Annotated in this window: 23 protein-coding genes; 10 read left to right on the plus strand and 13 right to left on the minus strand. The window is 64.9% G+C overall.

Annotated elements, in window-relative coordinates:
• Nucleotides 1-33 precede the first annotated feature (33 nt).
• From BM382_RS26375 to tusD, 6 genes are all read right to left on the minus strand, one after another.
• Nucleotides 34-1,035, minus strand: a complete 1,002-nt coding sequence (locus BM382_RS26375; RefSeq protein WP_065363241.1) for a glutathione S-transferase family protein — start codon at nt 1,033-1,035, stop codon at nt 34-36.
• A gap of 88 nt (nt 1,036-1,123) precedes the next feature.
• Nucleotides 1,124-2,125 (minus strand): glycosyl transferase family protein, encoded by a 1,002-nt coding sequence (locus BM382_RS26380; protein WP_072444497.1) that lies wholly within the window; start codon nt 2,123-2,125, stop codon nt 1,124-1,126.
• The gene (locus BM382_RS26385; protein ID WP_019092901.1) at nt 2,122-2,457 is read right to left on the minus strand and encodes a TusE/DsrC/DsvC family sulfur relay protein; all 336 of its coding nucleotides are present in this window, start codon (nt 2,455-2,457) and stop codon (nt 2,122-2,124) included. Before BM382_RS26385 ends, BM382_RS26380 begins: the two co-directional genes overlap by 4 nt.
• Nucleotides 2,454-2,750, minus strand: coding sequence for a sulfurtransferase complex subunit TusB (gene tusB / locus BM382_RS26390; RefSeq protein WP_065363243.1), 297 nt, complete (start codon nt 2,748-2,750; stop codon nt 2,454-2,456). Before tusB ends, BM382_RS26385 begins: the two co-directional genes overlap by 4 nt.
• Nucleotides 2,750-3,112, minus strand: a complete 363-nt coding sequence (tusC, locus tag BM382_RS26395) for a sulfurtransferase complex subunit TusC (RefSeq protein ID WP_011062158.1) — start codon at nt 3,110-3,112, stop codon at nt 2,750-2,752. Before tusC ends, tusB begins: the two co-directional genes overlap by 1 nt.
• 1 nt (nt 3,113) lies before the next feature.
• Nucleotides 3,114-3,506, minus strand: a complete 393-nt coding sequence (gene tusD, locus BM382_RS26400) for a sulfurtransferase complex subunit TusD (RefSeq protein ID WP_019092899.1) — start codon at nt 3,504-3,506, stop codon at nt 3,114-3,116.
• A 186-nt stretch (nt 3,507-3,692) separates the two neighbouring features.
• On the opposite strand from tusD, the gene BM382_RS26405 reads away from it, so the two are divergent.
• Nucleotides 3,693-4,442 carry an SDR family oxidoreductase gene (locus BM382_RS26405; RefSeq protein WP_011062156.1) on the plus strand — a complete coding sequence of 250 codons (750 nt, stop codon included), beginning with the start codon at nt 3,693-3,695 and terminating at the stop codon, nt 4,440-4,442.
• 15 nt (nt 4,443-4,457) lie between these two features.
• Here the strand turns inward: BM382_RS26405 and BM382_RS26410 are convergent, their stop codons facing one another.
• From BM382_RS26410 to BM382_RS26420, 3 genes are all read right to left on the minus strand, one after another.
• Nucleotides 4,458-5,162 (minus strand): YoaK family protein, encoded by a 705-nt coding sequence (locus tag BM382_RS26410; protein ID WP_011062155.1) that lies wholly within the window; start codon nt 5,160-5,162, stop codon nt 4,458-4,460.
• Nucleotides 5,163-5,204: 42 nt separating this feature from the next.
• Nucleotides 5,205-5,540, minus strand: coding sequence for a DUF6388 family protein (locus BM382_RS26415; RefSeq protein ID WP_011062154.1), 336 nt, complete (start codon nt 5,538-5,540; stop codon nt 5,205-5,207).
• Between the two features lie 61 nt (nt 5,541-5,601).
• Complete coding sequence (locus BM382_RS26420; RefSeq protein WP_072444495.1) at nt 5,602-6,057, minus strand: RDD family protein; 456 nt, start codon at nt 6,055-6,057, stop codon at nt 5,602-5,604.
• Between the two features lie 184 nt (nt 6,058-6,241).
• On the opposite strand from BM382_RS26420, the gene BM382_RS26425 reads away from it, so the two are divergent.
• Nucleotides 6,242-6,994, plus strand: coding sequence for an outer membrane beta-barrel protein (locus BM382_RS26425; RefSeq protein WP_011062152.1), 753 nt, complete (start codon nt 6,242-6,244; stop codon nt 6,992-6,994).
• Nucleotides 6,995-7,066: 72 nt separating this feature from the next.
• On the opposite strand, the gene BM382_RS26430 is transcribed toward BM382_RS26425, so the two are convergent.
• The gene (locus BM382_RS26430) at nt 7,067-7,975 is read right to left on the minus strand and encodes a LysR family transcriptional regulator (RefSeq protein ID WP_011062151.1); all 909 of its coding nucleotides are present in this window, start codon (nt 7,973-7,975) and stop codon (nt 7,067-7,069) included.
• A 125-nt stretch (nt 7,976-8,100) separates the two neighbouring features.
• On the opposite strand from BM382_RS26430, the gene BM382_RS26435 reads away from it, so the two are divergent.
• From BM382_RS26435 to BM382_RS26470, 8 genes are all read left to right on the plus strand, one after another.
• Complete coding sequence (locus tag BM382_RS26435) at nt 8,101-9,249, plus strand: muconate cycloisomerase family protein (protein ID WP_011062150.1); 1,149 nt, start codon at nt 8,101-8,103, stop codon at nt 9,247-9,249.
• A gap of 10 nt (nt 9,250-9,259) precedes the next feature.
• On the plus strand, nt 9,260-9,550 hold the full coding sequence (gene catC, locus BM382_RS26440) for a muconolactone Delta-isomerase (protein WP_011062149.1): 291 nt from the start codon (nt 9,260-9,262) through the stop codon (nt 9,548-9,550).
• Nucleotides 9,551-9,601: 51 nt separating this feature from the next.
• Complete coding sequence (catA, locus tag BM382_RS26445) at nt 9,602-10,531, plus strand: catechol 1,2-dioxygenase (protein WP_072444493.1); 930 nt, start codon at nt 9,602-9,604, stop codon at nt 10,529-10,531.
• A gap of 136 nt (nt 10,532-10,667) precedes the next feature.
• Entirely contained in the window at nt 10,668-11,624 is a 957-nt protein-coding gene (locus tag BM382_RS26450) for an AraC family transcriptional regulator (RefSeq protein ID WP_072444491.1), read from the plus strand.
• A gap of 221 nt (nt 11,625-11,845) precedes the next feature.
• The gene (gene benA / locus BM382_RS26455) at nt 11,846-13,210 is read left to right on the plus strand and encodes a benzoate 1,2-dioxygenase large subunit (protein ID WP_072444640.1); all 1,365 of its coding nucleotides are present in this window, start codon (nt 11,846-11,848) and stop codon (nt 13,208-13,210) included.
• Nucleotides 13,207-13,695, plus strand: a complete 489-nt coding sequence (benB, locus tag BM382_RS26460) for a benzoate 1,2-dioxygenase small subunit (protein ID WP_011062145.1) — start codon at nt 13,207-13,209, stop codon at nt 13,693-13,695. Before benA ends, benB begins: the two co-directional genes overlap by 4 nt.
• A 10-nt stretch (nt 13,696-13,705) precedes the next feature.
• A complete protein-coding gene (benC, locus tag BM382_RS26465; RefSeq protein ID WP_072444489.1) occupies nt 13,706-14,719 on the plus strand; it encodes a benzoate 1,2-dioxygenase electron transfer component BenC in 1,014 nt (337 codons plus the stop codon).
• Between the two features lie 142 nt (nt 14,720-14,861).
• Nucleotides 14,862-15,635, plus strand: coding sequence for a 1,6-dihydroxycyclohexa-2,4-diene-1-carboxylate dehydrogenase (locus BM382_RS26470; protein WP_072444487.1), 774 nt, complete (start codon nt 14,862-14,864; stop codon nt 15,633-15,635).
• 75 nt (nt 15,636-15,710) lie between these two features.
• Here BM382_RS26470 and BM382_RS26475 read toward each other — a convergent pair whose 3' ends face one another.
• The 3 genes from BM382_RS26475 to BM382_RS26485 form a co-directional block, all read right to left on the minus strand.
• Nucleotides 15,711-16,253: a hypothetical protein gene (locus tag BM382_RS26475; RefSeq protein WP_019095866.1), complete on the minus strand. Its 543-nt coding sequence runs from the start codon at nt 16,251-16,253 to the stop codon at nt 15,711-15,713.
• A 190-nt stretch (nt 16,254-16,443) separates the two neighbouring features.
• Nucleotides 16,444-17,826 (minus strand): ATP-binding protein, encoded by a 1,383-nt coding sequence (locus BM382_RS26480; RefSeq protein WP_072444485.1) that lies wholly within the window; start codon nt 17,824-17,826, stop codon nt 16,444-16,446.
• Nucleotides 17,823-18,485: a response regulator gene (locus tag BM382_RS26485; protein ID WP_019092959.1), complete on the minus strand. Its 663-nt coding sequence runs from the start codon at nt 18,483-18,485 to the stop codon at nt 17,823-17,825. Before BM382_RS26485 ends, BM382_RS26480 begins: the two co-directional genes overlap by 4 nt.
• Nucleotides 18,486-18,592: the final 107 nt, after the last annotated feature.

Here is an 18,592-nt window from a genome sequence, read left to right on the forward strand (position 1 = left end):
GTTGTAGGAGCCGGCTTGCCGGCGAAAGCGTCCTCAACCCCTGCACCAAACCCCTTGCCCACTCAACCGCTGCCGATCATGGCCGCGGCTGAAGTCCTGTAACGGCCCCTTCGGCACAATCCCCGTCGGATTGATGGTGGTGTGGCTGGCGTAGTAGTGCCCCTTGATGTGGGTAAAGTCCACGGTCTGGGCAATCCCCGGCCACTGGTACAGCTCCCGCAGCCAGTTCGACAGGTTCGGGTAATCGGCAATCCGTCGCAGGTTGCACTTGAAGTGGCTGTAGTACACCGCATCGAAGCGGATCAGGGTGGTGAACAGCCGCACGTCGGCTTCGGTCAGGTACTCGCCGGCCAGGTAGCGCTGCGTGTCGAGCAGGGCCTCCAGCGCATCCAGTTCGGCGAAGACATCATCGAACGCCGTCTCATAAGCCTTTTGCGAGGTGGCGAACCCGGCGCGGTACACACCGTTGTTCAGCGCCGGATAGATGCGCCCGTTGAGCTCATCGACCCTGCTGCGCAAGGGTTGCGGATAGAAGTCCAGGGTATTGTCGGTCAAGCCGTCGAAGGCGCTGTTGAACATGCGGATGATTTCCGCCGATTCGTTGCTGACGATGCATTGGCGCTGTTTGTCCCACAGCACCGGTACGGTGACGCGGCCGGTGTAGTCCGCGGTGTCGGCGGTGTAGCGCTGGTGCATGAAGTCGAAGTGGTCCAGGGGGTCGCCGCTGGAGCCGTAGGCGGTGTCGAAGGTCCAGCCGTTCTCGCGCATCAGCCAGCTGACCACCGAGACGTCGATCAGCTTTTCCAGACCCTTGAGCTTGCGCAGGATCAGCGTGCGGTGGGCCCAGGGGCAGGCCAGGGACACATAAAGGTGGTAGCGCCCGGCCTCGGCGGCGAAGCCGCCTTCACCGCTGGGGCCGGGGCGGCCATCGGCAGTGACCCAGTTGCGACGTTGCGCCTGTTCCCGTTGGAAGGCGCCGTCCTTGCCGCTTTCGTACCACTGGTCATGCCAGCGCCCTTCGATCAGCAGACCCATGAAATGCTCCTCGGCTGTTTTGCGTTGGAGTGCAGTCTATGCCCCTGGGTTCGAACAAAAAGCGCAAAGCATGGGCGGTTTTGATCGATTAAATCGATCTGTCCCGCGCATCCCAGTACTGCCGGGCGCGCTCGAAGGCCTGCTCCCGAGGCGTGCCCAGGCCGCGCAAGGCCAGGGCCATGGTGGCCAGCAGGGCCAGTTGCGGGTAGCTGTCTTCTACATCGCCGCGCCACAGCGCCTTGAGGTGCTCGGGTTCCAGGCTGGCAGGTTTCACATGGCGTTGCGCCGACAGTGCCGGCCATTCCTCGTCCCAACTGACGCCACAGGTGCTGCCGTACAGATGGCTGGCGGTGTCCGGGTTGATCTCGATCTCGCCGCCATCGCCCTTGATCACGATGACGTTGTCCCCCAGCAGGCCGCTGGCATCGCGGTGCACTGCCTGGTAGCCGGGGTGGAAGATGCTTTGCAGGCCGCAACGGGCGCCCAGGGGGTTGAGGATTCGCGCCAGGGAATGGATCGGTGAGCGCAGGCCGAGGATGTTGCGCAAGTCGATCATGCGCTGCAGTTGCGGCGCCCAGTCCCCCAGGGGCATGAAGGCCAGGTTGCCCTGGTCCAATGCCTGGCCGACCGCCTGCCAGTCACGGCACAGGGGAATTCCCAGGGGTTCCAGCAATTGTTCGGTGTACAAGCGCCCGGCGGTGTGGGCGCCGCCACCGTGGAGCAGGATGCGCACGCCATTCTGTGCCAGGCACTTGGCCGCCAGCAGGTACCAGGGCAGGTGGCGCTTCTTGCCGGCGTAGGTCGGCCAGTCGAGGTCCAGGGCAATCGCCGGGGTGTTGAGGCGTTCGCGCAAGGCTTCGGTGAAGCCCGCCAGCTCTTGCGGGCTTTCTTCCTTGTGCCGCAGCAGCATGAGGAAGGCGCCCAGTTGGGTGTCCTCGACCTTGCCGTCCAGCAGCATGCCCATGGCTTCCCGGGCTTCCTCGCGAGTCAGGTTGCGCGCGCCGCGCTTGCCCTTGCCGAGAATCCGCACGAATTGGGCGAAAGGGTGTTCTTCCGGGGTTTGGGTGAGCAGGGGAGCGAAATCGTTCATAGGCAATTGGTCGGCTTGGGCAGGCCCGCCAGCTTGGCGGCAAGTTTGGCGGGAGTGCCTTTGAACAGTCGGTTCAGGTGCAGGCTGTTGCCCTTGTCCGGGCCCAGCTTGAGGGCGGTGTACTTGATCAGCGGGCGGGTGGCCGGGGACAGCTGGAACTCTCTATAGAAGCCTTGCAGCAGCTCGAGGATTTCCCAGTGTTCCGGGCTCAGTTCAAGTGCTTCATTGGCGGCCAGGGCTTGGGCCACGTCGGCGGACCAGTCGTCGAGGTTGACCAGGTAACCGTCCTTGTCCAGTTCGATGGCGCGAGCGCCCACGGTCAAGGTACTCATAGCCAGGTGTTGACCTTGTCATGCTGAAGGGACAGCTCGACGAAGCCCGGGTAATCCACCGCGCGGGCCCAGGCCGGCAGGGCCAGGCCGCGGGCGTTCAGGTCTTCTTCCAGCACGTACAGATTCAAGCCGCTACGGGTGCTCAGTTCGCTGCAAATGGCGCTGCCCGGTTGCAGGGCATAGGCGGCGTCGCCGCACAGCAGCAGGCCGTCGGCGCTGCCCAGCAGGCGCAGGCAACTGCTCAGGCGGGTGTCGGTGAAGGGCGAGTGGGACAACACATGCAAGGTCGACATCAGAGGGTAATCACCTGGTCAAAACGGTCGATGATCCCGGCCAGTTCCGGGGCGTCCAGCAGCTGTACATCGTCAAGACTCAAGCTCGCCGGGTCGAGGCCGCGGGCAGCGAGGCTGGCGCTGCAGGCAAACAGTTCGTCGACGCCGAACAGCGACAGCGCCTGCAGGTTGGCGCTCAGGTCTTTCTGGCGCAGCAGCGAGGCCTGTTGCCCGGGCGCCAGTTGCAGCACGCCATCATCGAGAAACAGCAGGCCGATGGGCAGGTCGAAGGCGCCGCCGGCCAGGACGATATCCAGCGCTTCCCGGGCGCCAGGGCCGGTCCACGGCGCCTGACGGCTGATCAACAACAGGGATTTGGCCATGTCACGCCCCTCCAAAACAGATCAGGCGGTCGGCGGCCTGTACCGCGTCATGCAATTGCCCGAGCCCCGACAGCTCCCAGGGGGCTTCGACGCTCACCGACGTGCGCTGGTAGCGCTGGGCTTCGTCTGCATTCAACACACCTCGGCGCAGGGCTGCGGCGATGCACACCACGCCGTCCAGTTGATGCTGGCCGACAAACTCGCGCCATTCCCGAGGCAGGTCCTGTTCGTCCTGGGGCGTGACGATGCTGTTGGCGGCGTTGTACACGCCGTCCTGGTAGAAAAACAGCCTGACAATTTCATGCCCGCCCGCCAGCGCCGCCTGGGCGAACAGCAGGGCGCGGCGCGAGGAAGGCGCGTGGGCGGCAGAGAACAGGGCGATGGCGAACTTCATGACGGACTCGATGGATAAAACTGCGGCCATGATAAAGCTTTATCCGAACATCGGCTAAACCCGTTTCGCCCCTGGGGCTCTGGTTCCAGGCATGCAGGACATATCGGGTAAAGCTTTGCCCGGCCCCAAACTGCGAAGCGAGGGATAGACTCGCGCCTTCATTCAACCGGGGACAAGGAGCAAGGGATGATGGATTTGAATTCGGCGGTGGTAGTGGTCACGGGGGCCGGAAGGGGCTTGGGGGCCGCGCTGGCCATCAGCCTGGCGGACCAGGGCTGCAAGCTGATTCTCTGTGGGCGCAACCCCGAGGCCCTGGCGCAGGTCAGCGCGGCCATCGAGGCGCGTACCGGCAGCCCCGCCGATCAGGTGGTGGTGGACCTGGCCAGCAGCGATAGCGTCAAGGCCGCCCTGGCTGAGATCCACGTCCGCCACCCGCAAGTGGACATCCTGATCAACAACGGCGCCATGTGGCTGGAGGCCAGCGAGCAGCCCCACAGCGCCGCTGAAGTCACCGGGGTGATCGACGCCGCACTGAGCGGCACCTTCCTCCTGACCCAGGGCCTGCTGCCGGTGCTCAAGGCTTCCAAGCGCCCGGACATCGTCACCATCGGCTCCATCAGCGGCTTGCCCAATGCACCGCTGCACAGCGTGTCGCTGCCGTTCTATGCGGCCAAGCACGGGCAACTGGCCCTGGCCGATGGCCTGCGGCAAATGCTCAAGGGCACGCCGGTGCGCTCGCTGTGCGTGCACCCGCCGTACCTGGAGGATGTCTCGCCTCTGGATGAGGCCTGGCAGCAGATTCCGGCGCGGCAGAAGGGCGAGCAGGGCACCAACCGTGATGTGGTGGAGGCCGTGATCTTCGCCCTGACCCGGCCGCGGCATATCAGCCTGTCGTCGATCGTGATCGATACCGACAGCGGCGGCCTGTTCAGCTGATAACCGTGCTCAATGTCAGCGGTTCTTGTAGCCCAGTTGCCAGCGGCGGGGGATCTTCAATGACGCCACACCCAGCAGCACGGCAAACAACCCGCTGACATACAGCGCCTTGAGTCCCAGGTGCTGTTCCAGCAAGGCGCCCAGCACCGCCCCGGCGAACATGCCGCTCCAGGGCACCAGTTGCACCCGCCAGCCGTTGCGCCGGTCGCCGAGCATCCAGCGCCCCAGGCCGCGGCCAAAGCGTGAGAGGGCGCCGGTGACGTAGGTCAGGCCGATGGGCAGGCCGTTCACTTCCTCCACCGCGGCGTTGAGCATGCCCATGGCAATGATGGCCGCCAGCAGGGCCGGCAGTTGCTGCTCGAAAGGCCAGGCAGCAGAGGCGCAGAGCAACGCGCCGATGCTCAGCAGCAAGGGCAGGGCACGGTGCCCGGCAAGGCGGCTGACCACCACGCCCAGGGCGTTACCGACGATAAAGGTGGCCACCAGGAGCAGCAGGCGCAGCACCAGGCCCGGTTCGCCATCGCTGATGGCCACGGCCATGCGGGTGGTGTTGCCGCTCATGAAGGAGACGAAATCCCCGGTGGCCATGAAGCCGATGGCGTCGGTCATCCCCGCCAGCACCGAAAGGCAGGCCACCAGCCCGAGGCCGACCCGTCCGCGCCATTTCTGCGTGTGCTGCAGGGCTGCGCTGGCCGATTGCGTGGAAGTCGAAGGCAACATCGTCGGTTCTCCTGAACAGGGACTGCGAGGGGCGCGTGCGGGTCAAGGCCGAGGGTCAAGATGGTGCAGGGTGCAGTACTCGTCCCACGGCATGCCGGCCATCTCCGCCACTTCCCGGTGCACTTCGAGGCGCTGGGCGTGGAATTCCTCGGGGTTGGCAGCGGTCAGTTGCAGGCTCAGTTCCCAGGCGAACAGCCCAAGGCGTTCGGCTTCGGCCTCGAAGGCTTCATGCAGGCGCTCGGCGCGATACTGCGCCGGGGTTTCGCCCCGGGCCCGGGCCTCCAGGGGGTTGAGGTTGTCCAGCTGTTCGCGCAGCTCGGGGCGCTGTTCGAGGAACGTGACCAAGGCCTGTTCATGCGGGTGTTGATCGATTGCCATGAAGACTCCCGGAAAAAGCGCCACGCCAGGGCGCAAGACTGAATGGGTTACGGCCGGATGCTCAAGGCAGGTTCGGCTGAGCGGTCATCAAGCCACGCAGCCGCGCCAGATCCTTGCACGGGATGACATAGGTGCGCGCCAGCCGGTCGCCGATGCGCTGGCCGCGGCTTGATTCGCAGCAGATCAGCAGGGTCACCGGGCTGATGGCCGCTTCGAAGGGGCGGGTCGCCGAGCGGATCAATACCTGCAACAGCGAGGGGGGCTGGCCGATGCCATTGATCACTTGCAGGCCGCAAAGGGCCTTGCCGGCGGTGTAGCCACGCCACAGGTATTCGTTGAGGGGAAAATACAGGCACCAGGTGGCCAGCAGGCACCAGGTGGAGAATTGCTCCATATCCGGGTATTGGAGGCGTTCGGCCAGTCGGCACAGGACAAACCAAAGCAGCAGTACCAGCAGGCAGTCGACCAGATAAGCCAGAATGCGCCGGACGATCAGGCCGGCTCTCGATACTTCCATGCACTGCCCCAAAGACTACGCCCTGTATTGAGCGCCCTATTGTAAGGCCTAAAGCCCCTGCGGGGGCGAGGCTTCACAGGGATGTGAAAAAAACGTGAAAAATAATTAGAACCTTTTGCTTTCGACTTCCCTCGAAAAGGCTCCTGCAGCATTTGCCTTATTCAAACAGGGAGATCTACACACGATGTCAAAGGTATTCGCAACCCTTCTGGCCAGCACCTCTGCAGCCACCTTGCTGGCCCTTTCCAGCAGCGCCATGGCCGCCCCGGCCACCGGGCCGATTTCCACCCTGGGTATCCTCGGTAGCTACAACGACTTCAAGCTCGAAGGCGGTAGTGAAAGCGACAAGGAGCACCTGGGTGAAGGGGGTGTGTTCTACAACTTCGGCAACAAGATGACCGCCGAATCGGGCCTGATCTACCAGGCCGGGGTCGAGGCCAAGTTCGGCAAGAAGCACGACAACAAGCTCAAGGAAGGCCAGGCCGACCTCGACCTGGGCTGGCGCGCGGCCCTGGACGCACGCAACTTTGTCGATGTGCTGGTGGGGGGTGGCTACACCTGGACCCGCTACGAGCCGGACACCGGCGACTACGACATGAAGCTCACCAACAAGTCGCCCTTCGCCAAGGCCGCCCTGGGCTACAACCACCAGTTCGACGACCTGACCATGCGCGTCGAGCTGGGTGCGCGCCACACCATCAACGGCAAGGCGCGGCTCAAGGTGGATGACGTCGGCAGCGACACCGTGGACCTCAAGGACCGCACCAACCCTTACGCCGAAGTGAATTTCTTGATGAACCAGAACGGCTCGCTGCCGGTCATGGCCGGGGTCTATTACACCCGCACCGAGTACAAGCTGGACGAAGATACGCCTGTGGCTGACAACACCAAGCTCAAGCGTAACGAGTATGGCTTCAAGGTTGGCCTGACCTTCTAAGGGCAGCCGCCCGTTCCAAGCTGCAAGAGAGCCGCCGGTGCCCGTCTTTCGATGGGGCCGGCGGTTGTGCTTTCAGCTGACGATGGGGTGTTCGCGGCCGATCTCGCTGCGCAACTGGGCGATCAGGTGCAGGCAGTGGGTGAGGCCCGGCGAGGGCTCGCCGATGCGGCGGCTGAGGATGATCGGCGAGGTGGCCTCGGCCTCCAGTAGCGGGCAGAAGCCGATGTCGTCACGGTGCAGCACCTGCACCGAGGCCGGTACCAGGGTAATGCCGATGCCGGCGCCCACCAGGCCGATGGCGGTCTGCAATTCGTTGGTCCACTGGGCGATCTTCAGGTTCAGGCCGCGGGCACTGAACAGCGCGATCACATGGTCGGCGTAGCTCGGGCGCGGGTTGGCCGGGTACAGCACGAAAGGCTCGTCCGCCAGTTGCGCCAGGCTCACCGGTTGCCCCAGCAGCGGGTGGCCGGCGGGCAGGGCGACCACCAGGCGGTCTTCGGTCAGCACCTTCTGCACGATGGCCGGGTCGTCGATATGGATACGCCCGAAGCCGATATCGATGCGCCCGGCCTTCAAGGCTTCCACCTGCTGCAGGGTAGTCATCTCCGACAGGCCCAGTTCCAGTTCCAGGGTGCCGTTGCTGCGCAGGCGGCGGATCAGTTGCGGCAGCACGCCGTACAGGGTCGAGGGGGCAAAGCCGATGCCCAGCCAGGTCTTGTGCCCCAGGCCGATGCGCCGGGTGTTGTCGCAGACCTTGCCCAACTGCTCCAGTACCCGGTTGGAATGCTCGTAGAAAAACCGACCGGCGGCGGTCAGGCGCAGCGGTCGGCCACGCTCCAGCAGCAGCACCCCCAACTCGTCTTCCAGTTGCTGGATCTGCCGGCTCAACGGCGGCTGGGCGATGTGCAGGCGCTCGGCGGCGCGGGTGAAATTGAGGGTTTCCCCCAGCACCTGGAAATAGCGCAGATGACGCAGTTCCATGACAGCTCCCCAGTGGTGAAGTGCATACCTTAAAGGTATCAAGCCAGACCAATTCTATATTGGAACCCCGGAAAAAGCCGGGACAGAATCGCTGGCAGAACTTCAAGAACCTGATGGGTATGGAAATGCACGCTTCTGCCATTGAATCGATCGAGACGATCATCGTCGATCTGCCGACCATCCGCCCCCACAAGCTGGCCATGCATACCATGCAGAACCAGACCCTGGTGCTGATCCGCCTGCGCTGCGCCGACGGCATCGAAGGCCTGGGGGAATCCACCACCATTGGTGGCCTGGCCTATGGCAATGAAAGCCCGGACAGCATCAAGACCAATATCGACCGTTTCGTCGCGCCGCTGCTGATCGGCCAGGACGCCAGCAACATCAACGCCGCCATGCTGCGCCTGGAGCAGAGCATCCGCGGCAACACCTTCGCCAAATCCGGTATCGAAAGCGCCTTGCTCGACGCCCAGGGCAAGCGCCTCGGGCTGCCGGTCAGCGAACTGCTGGGCGGCCGGGTGCGCGATGCGCTGCCGGTGGCCTGGACCCTGGCCAGCGGCGACACCGCCAAGGACATCGCCGAAGCGCAGAAGATGCTCGACCTGCGCCGCCACCGCATCTTCAAGCTGAAGATCGGCGCCGGTGAAGTGGACCGCGACCTGGCCCACGTGATCGCCATCAAGAAGGCCCTGGGCGACAGCGCCAGCGTGCGGGTCGACGTCAACCAGGCCTGGGACGAAGCCGTGGCCCTGCGCGCCTGCCGCATCCTCGGCGGCAATGGCATCGACCTGATCGAACAACCGATTTCGCGCAACAACCGCGCCGGCATGGTGCGCCTGAATGCCAGCAGCCCGGCGCCTATCATGGCCGACGAATCCATCGAGTGCGTGGAAGACGCCTTCAACCTGGCCCGGGAAGGGGCGGCTTCGGTGTTCGCCCTGAAGATCGCCAAGAACGGCGGTCCTCGCGCCACCCTGCGCACCGCGGCGATTGCCGAGGCGGCGGGCATCGGCCTGTACGGCGGCACCATGCTCGAGGGCGGCATCGGCACCCTGGCCTCGGCCCACGCCTTCCTGACCCTGAACAAACTGAGCTGGGACACCGAACTGTTCGGCCCGCTGCTGCTGACCGAGGACATCCTCGCCGAGCCGCCGGTGTACCGGGATTTCCACCTGCATGTCTCAAAGGCACCAGGCCTTGGCCTGAGCCTGGACGAAGAGCGCCTGGCGTTCTTCCGTCGCGACAAAACCACCCCCGTGCTGCATCACACCTGAGGAGGGCTGCATGCTATTCCACGTGAAAATGACCGTGAACCTGCCGGTCGACATGAACCCCGAGCGCGCCGCGCAGCTGAAAGCCGACGAAAAGGCCCTGGCCCAACGCCTGCAGGCCGAAGGCAAGTGGCGCCACCTGTGGCGCATCGCCGGGCTGTACGCCAACTACAGCGTGTTCGACGTCGACAGCGTGCAGGAATTGCACGACACCCTGATGCAATTGCCGCTGTACCCCTACATGGCCATCGAAGTTGACGCCATGTGCAGGCATCCTTCTTCCATTCATGAGGATGACCGCTGAGCCCGTGCCAGCCCGTTCACCACTCTAATAAATACAAGATGAGGATTAATCATGAACGTCAGAATTTCCCACACTGCCAGCGCCCAGCAGTTTCTTGAAGAAGCCAGCGGCCAGTTCACCGAGGGCGGCAACCCCCGGGCCAAGGCCATCATCTACCGCATCCTGCGAGATTCGGTGAACATCATCGAAGACCTGGAGATCACCCCGGAAGAGTTCTGGAAGGCCGTCAACTACCTCAACGTTCTCGGCGCCCGCCAGGAAGCCGGGCTGCTGGCCGCGGGCCTGGGCCTGGAGCATTACCTGGACCTGCTGATGGACGCCGCCGACGTACAGGTGGGCAAGACCGGCGGCACTCCGCGCACCATCGAAGGCCCGCTGTACGTGGCCGGTGCACCGCTGAGCCAGGGCGAAGCGCGCCTGGACGACGGCGTCGACCCGGGGGTGGTGCTGTTCATGCAGGGGCAGGTCCGCAACACCGCCGGCGAGCCACTGGCCGGGGCCATCGTCGATGTCTGGCACGCCAACACCGGCGGCACCTATTCCTACTTCGACGGCAGCCAGTCGGAGTTCAACCTGCGCCGGCGCATCGTCACCGACGCCGAGGGCCGCTACCGCTTTCGCAGCATCGTGCCGTCCGGCTACGGCTGCCCACCGGATGGCCCGACCCAGCAACTGCTGGACCAACTGGGCCGGCATGGCCAGCGCCCGGCGCACATCCACTTCTTCATCTCGGCCGATGACCATCGCCACCTGACCACCCAGATCAACCTGGATGGTGACCAGTACCTACACGACGACTTCGCCTACGCCACCCGCGACGAGCTGATCGCCCAGATCACCTTCAGCGAAGACCAGGCCCGGGCCAAGGCCCTGGGGGTCAGCGGGCGCTTTGCCGAGATCGAGTTCGACTTCACCCTGCAGTCTTCGGCCCAGCCGCAAGAGCAGCAGCGCCACGAGCGGGTCCGCGCCCTGGAGGACTGAAGCGCCGACCGTGCCTGGCCCGGCCACGGAGCACCGACCCAGGTGCCCGTGGCTTTTGCCGTTATGCCGGGCCTGACGAGACTGCGCTGCGTGCCTGAAGCGCAGACCCAATAAGAACCATCAGAGTGACCCGATCATGCAGATGCATCTGTTGAGTGAGCGCAGCCGCGTGTTTGTTCAAGCCGATCCCTATGCCGTATCCGGTTACGTCAACCAGCACGTGGGCAGCCACTGCATCCGCCTGCCCCGGGCGGGCCAACCCCAGGCCAGCCTCAACCACCGGGCCCTGGCCAGCCTGGATTTGTGCAGCATCAGCTACGGCGCCAGCGTGCGCGTCACCTCGCCGGCCCTGGAAAGCATCTACCACTTGCAAGTACTGCTGCGGGGCCACTGCCGGTGGCGTGGCCCGGGCCAGGAGCACTACTTCGCCCCGGGGGAACTGCTGCTGATCAACCCCGACGACCCGGTGGACCTGACCTATTCCGACGACTGCGAAAAATTCATCATCAAGATTCCCACCCACCTGGTGGAAAACGCCTGCCAGGAACAGCGCTGGCAGTACCCGGGGCAGGGCGTGCGCTTTCTGCGCCAGCGCTACCAACTGCAGGAACTGGAAGGCTTCGTGCCCTTGCTGAGCCTGCTGTGCCAGGAAGCCGAAGCCCTGGAAAGCATGCCCAAGGTCCAGGAGCACTACGCGCACATCCTGGTGGGCAAACTGCTGGGGCTGATGCAGACCAACGTGCAGCGCGGTGCCCTGGGCGCCTCGGCGGCGACCTTCGAACGGATTGCCGACTACATCGAACGCAACCTCAAGCACGACATCGGCTGCGAAGAACTGGCGCAACAGGCGCGCATGAGCCTGCGCTCGCTGTACGCGCTGTTCGAGCGCAACGCCCGCACCACGCCGAAGAACTACATCCGCCAGCAGAAACTGCAACGGGTGCACGCCTGCCTCAGCGACCCGCACAGCCCGGTGCGCAACGTCACCGAACTGGCCCTGGATTTCGGCTTTTTGCACCTTGGGCGTTTTGCCCAAAGCTACCGCCAGCAATACGGCGAACTGCCCTCCGACACCCTCAAGCGTCGGCACTGATCCTCTGGCATCGGCCTCTTGTAGGAGCTGGCTTGCCAGCGAAGAGGCCTGCAGGCTCAGCACCCCATCCAAGGGCCTTTTCGCCGGCAAGCCGGCTCCTACACAGGCCACGTCGGCGCTTTTGCAGAAAACGGATACAGGTCTGCAGGCATTGGCTATTGCCCGTTCCAAGCCCGCCCTAGCATGGCCCTGCCTGAATAAAAACAATGGAGGCGGCGGCCATGTCCCTGCGACCCGAATACCTGCATTCCCTGCTTGAAGAAGACCCCGACCAGGGCGTCTACCGCTGCAAGCGGGAGATGTTCACCGACCCCCGGCTGTTCGACCTGGAGATGCAGCACATCTTCGAAGGCAACTGGCTGTACCTGGCCCACGAAAGCCAGATCCCCAATCCCAACGACTACTACAGCACCACCATGGGCCGGCAGCCGGTGTTCATCGCGCGCAACAAGAACGGCGAGCTCAATGCCTTCATCAACGCCTGCAGCCATCGCGGCGCCATGCTCTGCCGGCACAAGACCGGCAACAAGGCTTCTTTCACCTGCCCGTTCCACGGCTGGACCTTCAACAACACCGGCAAGCTGCTCAAGGTCAAGGACCCGGCCGCCGCCGGCTACCCGGCCAGCTTCAACTGCGAAGGCTCCCACGACCTGACCCGCGTCGCGCGCTTCGAGTCCTACCGTGGCTTCCTGTTCGGCAGCCTCAACCCCGACGTGCTGCCCCTGGTGGAGCACCTGGGGGAGTCGGCGAAGATCATCGACATGATCGTCGACCAGTCCGCCGACGGCCTGGAAGTGCTGCGCGGTTCCTCCAGCTACATCTACGAAGGCAACTGGAAGCTCACCGCCGAGAACGGCGCCGACGGCTACCACGTCAGCTCGGTGCACTGGAACTACGCCGCCACCCAGAACCAGCGCAAGCAGCGCGAGGCCGGGGAAGACATCCGCACCATGAGCGCCGGCACCTGGGCCAAGCAGGGCGGCGGTTTCTACTCCTTCGACAAGGGCCACATGCTGCTCTGGACCCGCTGGTCCAACCCCGAAGACCGCCCGCTCTACGAGCGCCGCGACGAACTGGCCCGGGACTTTGGCCAGGCCCGCGCCGACTGGATGATCGAGAACTCGCGCAACCTGTGCCTGTATCCGAACGTCTACCTGATGGACCAGTTCAGCTCGCAGATCCGCATCGCCCGGCCGATCTCCGTGGACCGCACCGAAATCACCATCTACTGCATCGCGCCCAAGGGCGAGAGCGACGAAGCCCGGGCCCGGCGCATCCGCCAGTACGAAGACTTCTTCAACGTCAGCGGCATGGCCACCCCCGACGACCTGGAGGAATTCCGCTCCTGCCAGCTCGGCTACCAGGGCAGCACCACGGCCTGGAACGACATGTCCCGCGGCGCCGAGCATTGGGTCCAGGGGGCGGACGACGCAGCGAAAGAAATCGACCTGCAACCGATCCTCAGCGGGGTGCGCACCGAGGACGAAGGCCTGTTCGTGATGCAGCACAAGTACTGGCAGCAAACCATGCTCGCGGCCCTGGAGCTTGAAGCCTCTCGCCGGATCGACGTGGAGGCCGTGCAATGACCATTTCCTACGACGCCGTGCGCGATTTCCTGTATCGCGAAGCCCGCTACCTGGACGACAAGGACTGGGACAGCTGGCTGGAGCTCTACGCCCCGGACGCCACCTTCTGGATGCCCTCCTGGGACGACAGCGACCAGTTGACCGAAGACCCGCAGCGGGAAATCTCGTTGATCTGGTACGGCAATCGCAGCGGCCTGGAAGACCGGGTGTTCCGCATCAAGACCGAGCGTTCCAGCGCCAGCATTCCCGACACCCGCACCTCCCACAACCTGAGCAATATCGAGCTGCTGGAGCAGGGCGACGGCCAGTGCAAGCTGCGCTTCAACTGGCACACCCTGAGCTTTCGCTACAAGACCGTGGACAGCTACTTCGGCTGCAGCTTCTACACCCTCGACCTGCGGGGCGAAAACCCGCTGATCCTGGCCAAGAAAGTCATCCTGAAGAACGACTACGTTCGCCAGGTCGTCGATATCTACCACCTCTGAGGCGACTGCCATGAGCCATCAAATCGCACTCAATTTCGAAGACGGCGTGACCCGTTTCGTCAACGCCAACCCGGGCGAAACCGTGGCTGACGCCGCCTACCGCCAGGGCATCAATATTCCCCTGGACTGCCGCGACGGCGCCTGCGGCACCTGCAAGTGCCTGGCCGAGGCGGGGCGCTACGAGCTGGGGGAGGACTACATCGAGGACGCGCTGAGCGCCGACGAGGCCGAGCAGGGTTTTGTCCTCACCTGCCAGATGCGCGCCTTGAGCGACTGCGTGGTGCGGGTGCCGGCCTCGTCCCAGGTCTGCCGTGCCGGGCAGGCCACCTTCCAGGCCAGCATCAGCGCGGTGCGCCAGCTGTCCGACAGCACCATCGCCCTGTCGATCAAGGGCGAGGCCCTGAACCAGCTGGCGTTCCTGCCGGGGCAGTACGTCAACCTCGGCGTGCCTGGCAGCGAGCAGACCCGCGCCTATTCCTTCAGCTCCCTGCAGCGCGATGGCGAAGTCAGTTTCCTGATCCGCAATGTGCCCGGCGGCCTGATGAGCAGCTTCCTCACCAGTCTCGCCAAAGCCGGCGACAGCATGACCCTGGCCGGGCCCCTGGGCAGCTTCTACTTGCGGGACATCCGCCGGCCCTTGCTGTTGCTGGCCGGCGGCACCGGGCTGGCGCCGTTCACCGCGATGCTGGAGAAAATCGCCGAGCAGGGCAGCGAGCACCCGTTGCATTTGATCTACGGCGTGACCAACGACTTCGACCTGGTGGAACTGGAGCGCCTGGAAGACTTTGCCGCGCGTATCCCGCAGTTCAGCTTCAGCGCCTGCGTGGCCAACCCCGAAAGCCAGTACCCGCGCAAGGGCTACGTGACCCAGCACATCGAACCGACGCACCTCAACCAGGGCGATGTGGATGTCTACCTGTGCGGGCCGCCGCCAATGGTGGAGGCGGTGAGCCAGTTCATCCGCGAACAGGGCATCGCCCCGGCGAACTTCTACTACGAGAAGTTCGCCGCCAGCGCCGCCTGAAGAGCGCCTCGCCGCTGTAGGAGCTGACTTGCCAGCGAAGGCGTCCACAAGAGCGCTGCTAGGCTCGAGGGCCTCTTCGCCGGCAAGCCGGCTCCTACGTCGGGTGGTGTTCTCCCTATCTTTTTGCATTCACGAGGTTTCCATGAACCGTTTCCACAACCAAGTCGCCCTGGTCACCGGCGCCGCCCAAGGCATCGGCCGTCGCGTTGCCGAACGCCTGGCCGAGGAGGGCGCCCGCGTGGTGCTGGTGGATCGCTCCGAACTGGTCTTCGAACTGGCCGCTGCACTCAGCCCCCGCTACCCGGTCCTGGCCCTGACCGCCGACCTGGAGCAGTACAGCGAATGCAGCCGCATCATGGCCGCCGCCATCGCCCACTTCGGCCGCCTCGACATCCTCATCAACAACGTCGGCGGCACCATCTGGGCCAAGCCCTTCGAACACTACGAGCCGGCGCAGATCGAAGCCGAAGTGCGTCGCTCATTGTTCCCCACCCTGTGGTGCTGCCACGCCGCCTTGCCGCAGATGCTGGAGCAGGGCCGCGGCGCCATCGTCAATGTTTCCTCCATCGCCACCCGCAGCCTCAACCGCGTGCCTTACGGCGCGGCCAAGGGCGGCATCAACGCACTCACTGCGTGCCTGGCCTTTGAAACCGCCGGCCGCGGCGTGCGGGTCAACGCCACCGCTCCCGGCGGCACCGAGGCACCGCCGCGGCGCATTCCGCGCAACAGCACCGAGCCCAGTACCGAAGAGCAGGCCTGGTACCAGCAGATCGTCGACCAGACCCTGGATAGCAGCCTGATGCACCGCTACGGCAGCGTTGACGAGCAGGCGGCGGCGATCCTGTTCCTGGCCTCCGACGAAGCCTCCTACATCACCGGCACGGTGCTGCCGGTGGGCGGCGGCGATCAGGGCTGAATGAGGGGCGAATTGGACGCCCCTACCTGTGGCTGGCCACGGCGGTGCTTATGCAGCTGGCCAGCCCGAAGGCCTCTATGGCTGCGGTGGAATGGGGTAGGGCAAGGTGATCGGCGGTGCATCCTGCAGTTGCCGCGAAGACTGCGCCATCAGATAACCGATGATCTGCGCCGAGCTCAGCTCGATATGCAACATATCTTGATCGCCAAACCACTCGTTGGGCCAGAAGATCAGGTCCGAGGCATTGGCCTCGGGGAAGTTGGTTTCCAGCAGGTTCAGGGCGTAGTCCGTATCAGACTCCGTGCCTTCGCACTGGCAGATGAAATCCGCCACGGCGCAGGCCTCGGCGAAGCTCAGGTCGTCAACGTAGCGCTCCTGATGAAAGGCCGTGCGCAGAAAGTTCGCCGCGCTGGTATGGCTGTGCATATCGCGAAATTCGTGGAACTCGAAAGGTCGGCCGGCGTGGCTGTTCCACTGCTGGATCAGTGCATTGATCTCGGGGCTTTCCCGTTCCTGGTTGTCCCAGATCCGGTCGAGGATCTGCTTCAGCAAGCCCTTCATCAGCGCACGTATTTTCGGCGTGGCGGGTGTTGGTTTCAGCCGTTCCGGCATGGCCATGGGTGTCTCCCTGATTGTCATTTCGTTTGTAGGAGTCGGCTGCCGACGAAGGCGATCTTACGGATGCTTTCGCCGGCAAGCCGGCTCCTACGGGGGCGTGCTTGTGTAGGCGCTGGCTTGCCAGCGAATACGCCCGCAAGGCCGCCCCCATTCCCGAGCGGCGCACAGGATAGGCCCTTCGCTCCGCCGACTAAAGCGCCGGCCCCAGCAACAACAATGCACACAGCCCGCCCTCAGGCCGATTGCGCAACTCCAGGCGACCGCCGATCTTGCTGACGATCATCTGCACAATCGCCAGCCCCAGCCCGGCGCCATTGGCGTTGCCCTGGCTGTAGAAGCGCTCCAGCAAACGCTCGCGCTGCTGCTCGTCGATACCCGGCCCCGCATCTTCCACACACAGGTGCATCGCGCCGTCCGCCTGGGGCCGCAGGCCGACCCGTACCTCGCTGCCCGCTGGGGCAAAGTTCAGGGCATTGGTCACCAGGTTCTGCAGGGCGATGGCCAGGGCCATCGGGTCGGTAGCGATCAGGCAGCCTTCGTCGCCTTCCAGCACCAGTTCGACGTCTTTCTCCAGGGCCAGGGGCGTCAGTTCCGCCAGCTCTTCGCGCACCAGGGCGCTGAGGTCGATGCGGCTCAGGCGCGGGCTGTTCAGCTGCGGTTCGATGCGGGCCATGGTCAGCAACTGGCTGCCGATGCGGGTGGCCCGGTCGACGCCGCTCACCAGAAAGTCCAGGGCCTCCCGGCGCTGCTCCGGGCTGCTGGCACTCTGGGCGTTCTGCGCATGAATCCGCAGGATCGCCAGGGGCGTGCGCAGTTCATGGGCGGCGTCGGCGATAAAGCGCCGCTCGCGCTCCAGCAGGCTGTCGATCTGGGCCAACAACTGGTTGAGGGCGGTCTGCATTGGCTCCAGGTCCTGGGGCAGGGGCTTGAGCCCGAGCGGCTGCAAGGTGTCGCTGCTGCGCCCGCGAATGGCCCGGGCCATGGCCCGCAGCGGCGCCAGGCCCCAGCCGATGGTCAGCCAGATCAGCAGCGCCAGCAGCGGCACGCCGATCAGGGTCGGCCACAGGGTATGGCGCACGATGCGCTGGATCAGGTCCTGGCGAATGTCATCGCGCTCGCCAACCCAGATCAGCAAGCCCTGCTGCGGGTCGGCCAGCAGAAAGGCGCACCAGTCCTTGCCGTTTTCCAGAATGTCGTGGGCCCCCAGGGTGGTGGGCGGCGCCTCCAGCAGCGGGGCCTCGGCGGAGCGCATCAGCAACTGGCCATCGTCGCGCCAGACCTGGAAGGTCAGGCGGGTTTCATAGGGGTGGGCGGCACCGTCCACGCCGACCCGGCTCATGGCCTGGTCGAAGGCCTGGTGCAGGCGCTCCCAGTCCGCCGCGTCCGGCTTTTGAGCCGGGTCGCGCTGGCGCAGCACCCCTTGCAGCAGGCGCGCGCTCTGGGCCAGCTGGGCGTCGTAGACCTCTTCGATTTCGTGGTGGCTGTCGCGCAGCACCAGCCAGCTGATCAGCAGGTCCCCCAGCAGCACCAGCACCAGGACCGGCAGCAGAATCCGCGTGCGCACCGAGTTCATGGCTTGAGCGCCAGCACGTAACCGACGCCGCGCACGGTGCGGATCAGCTCGCTGCAGAGCTTCTTGCGCAGGTTATGGATCAGTACTTCCAGGGTGTTGCTCTCGACCCGGTCCTGCCAGCCGTACAGCGCCCGGGACAGGCGCTCGCGGGTCACCACCTTGCCCGGGCGCACCATCAGCTGGTGCAGCAACTGGTATTCCATGGGCGTGAGCACCACTTCGTTGTCTTGGTAGTGCACCTGCTGGTTGGCCGGGTCGAGGCGGATGCCGGCGTGTTCCAGCAGCGGCTGGGCACGACCCTGGCTGCGGCGCAGCAGGGCGCGGACCCGGGCCTTGAATTCCTCGACGTCGAAGGGCTTGACCAGGTAGTCGTCGGCCCCGGCATCCAGCCCGGCGATGCGTTCGGCGGTGCCGTCGCGGGCGGTGAGGATCAGCACCGGCAGGTCCTGCTGGGCGGCACGCAATTGCTGCAGCAGTTCCAGGCCGTCGAGCCGCGGCAGGCCCAGGTCCAGCAGCAACAGGTCGAAGCTTTCGGTGCGCAGGGCGTGCAGGGCGCTGGCACCGTCCTGCAGCCAGTCCAGGGTGTAGCCTTCGGCGCTCAGGGCCACGCGAATGCCCTGGCCGAGGGCACGATCATCTTCGACAAGCAGCAGGCGCATGGGCGGTTCTCGGTAGGGCGAGGGGGCAGGGAAGGGGCGCATGATGACGCCGGCCAGGGTCCGTCGGCAGGGGTTTTTAGCGGGGAAAATGTTACCGCGCGTTGCCA

The organism is Pseudomonas sp. NFPP25 (assembly GCF_900116505.1).
GTDB classification, from domain to species: Bacteria; Pseudomonadota; Gammaproteobacteria; order Pseudomonadales; family Pseudomonadaceae; genus Aquipseudomonas; species Aquipseudomonas protegens.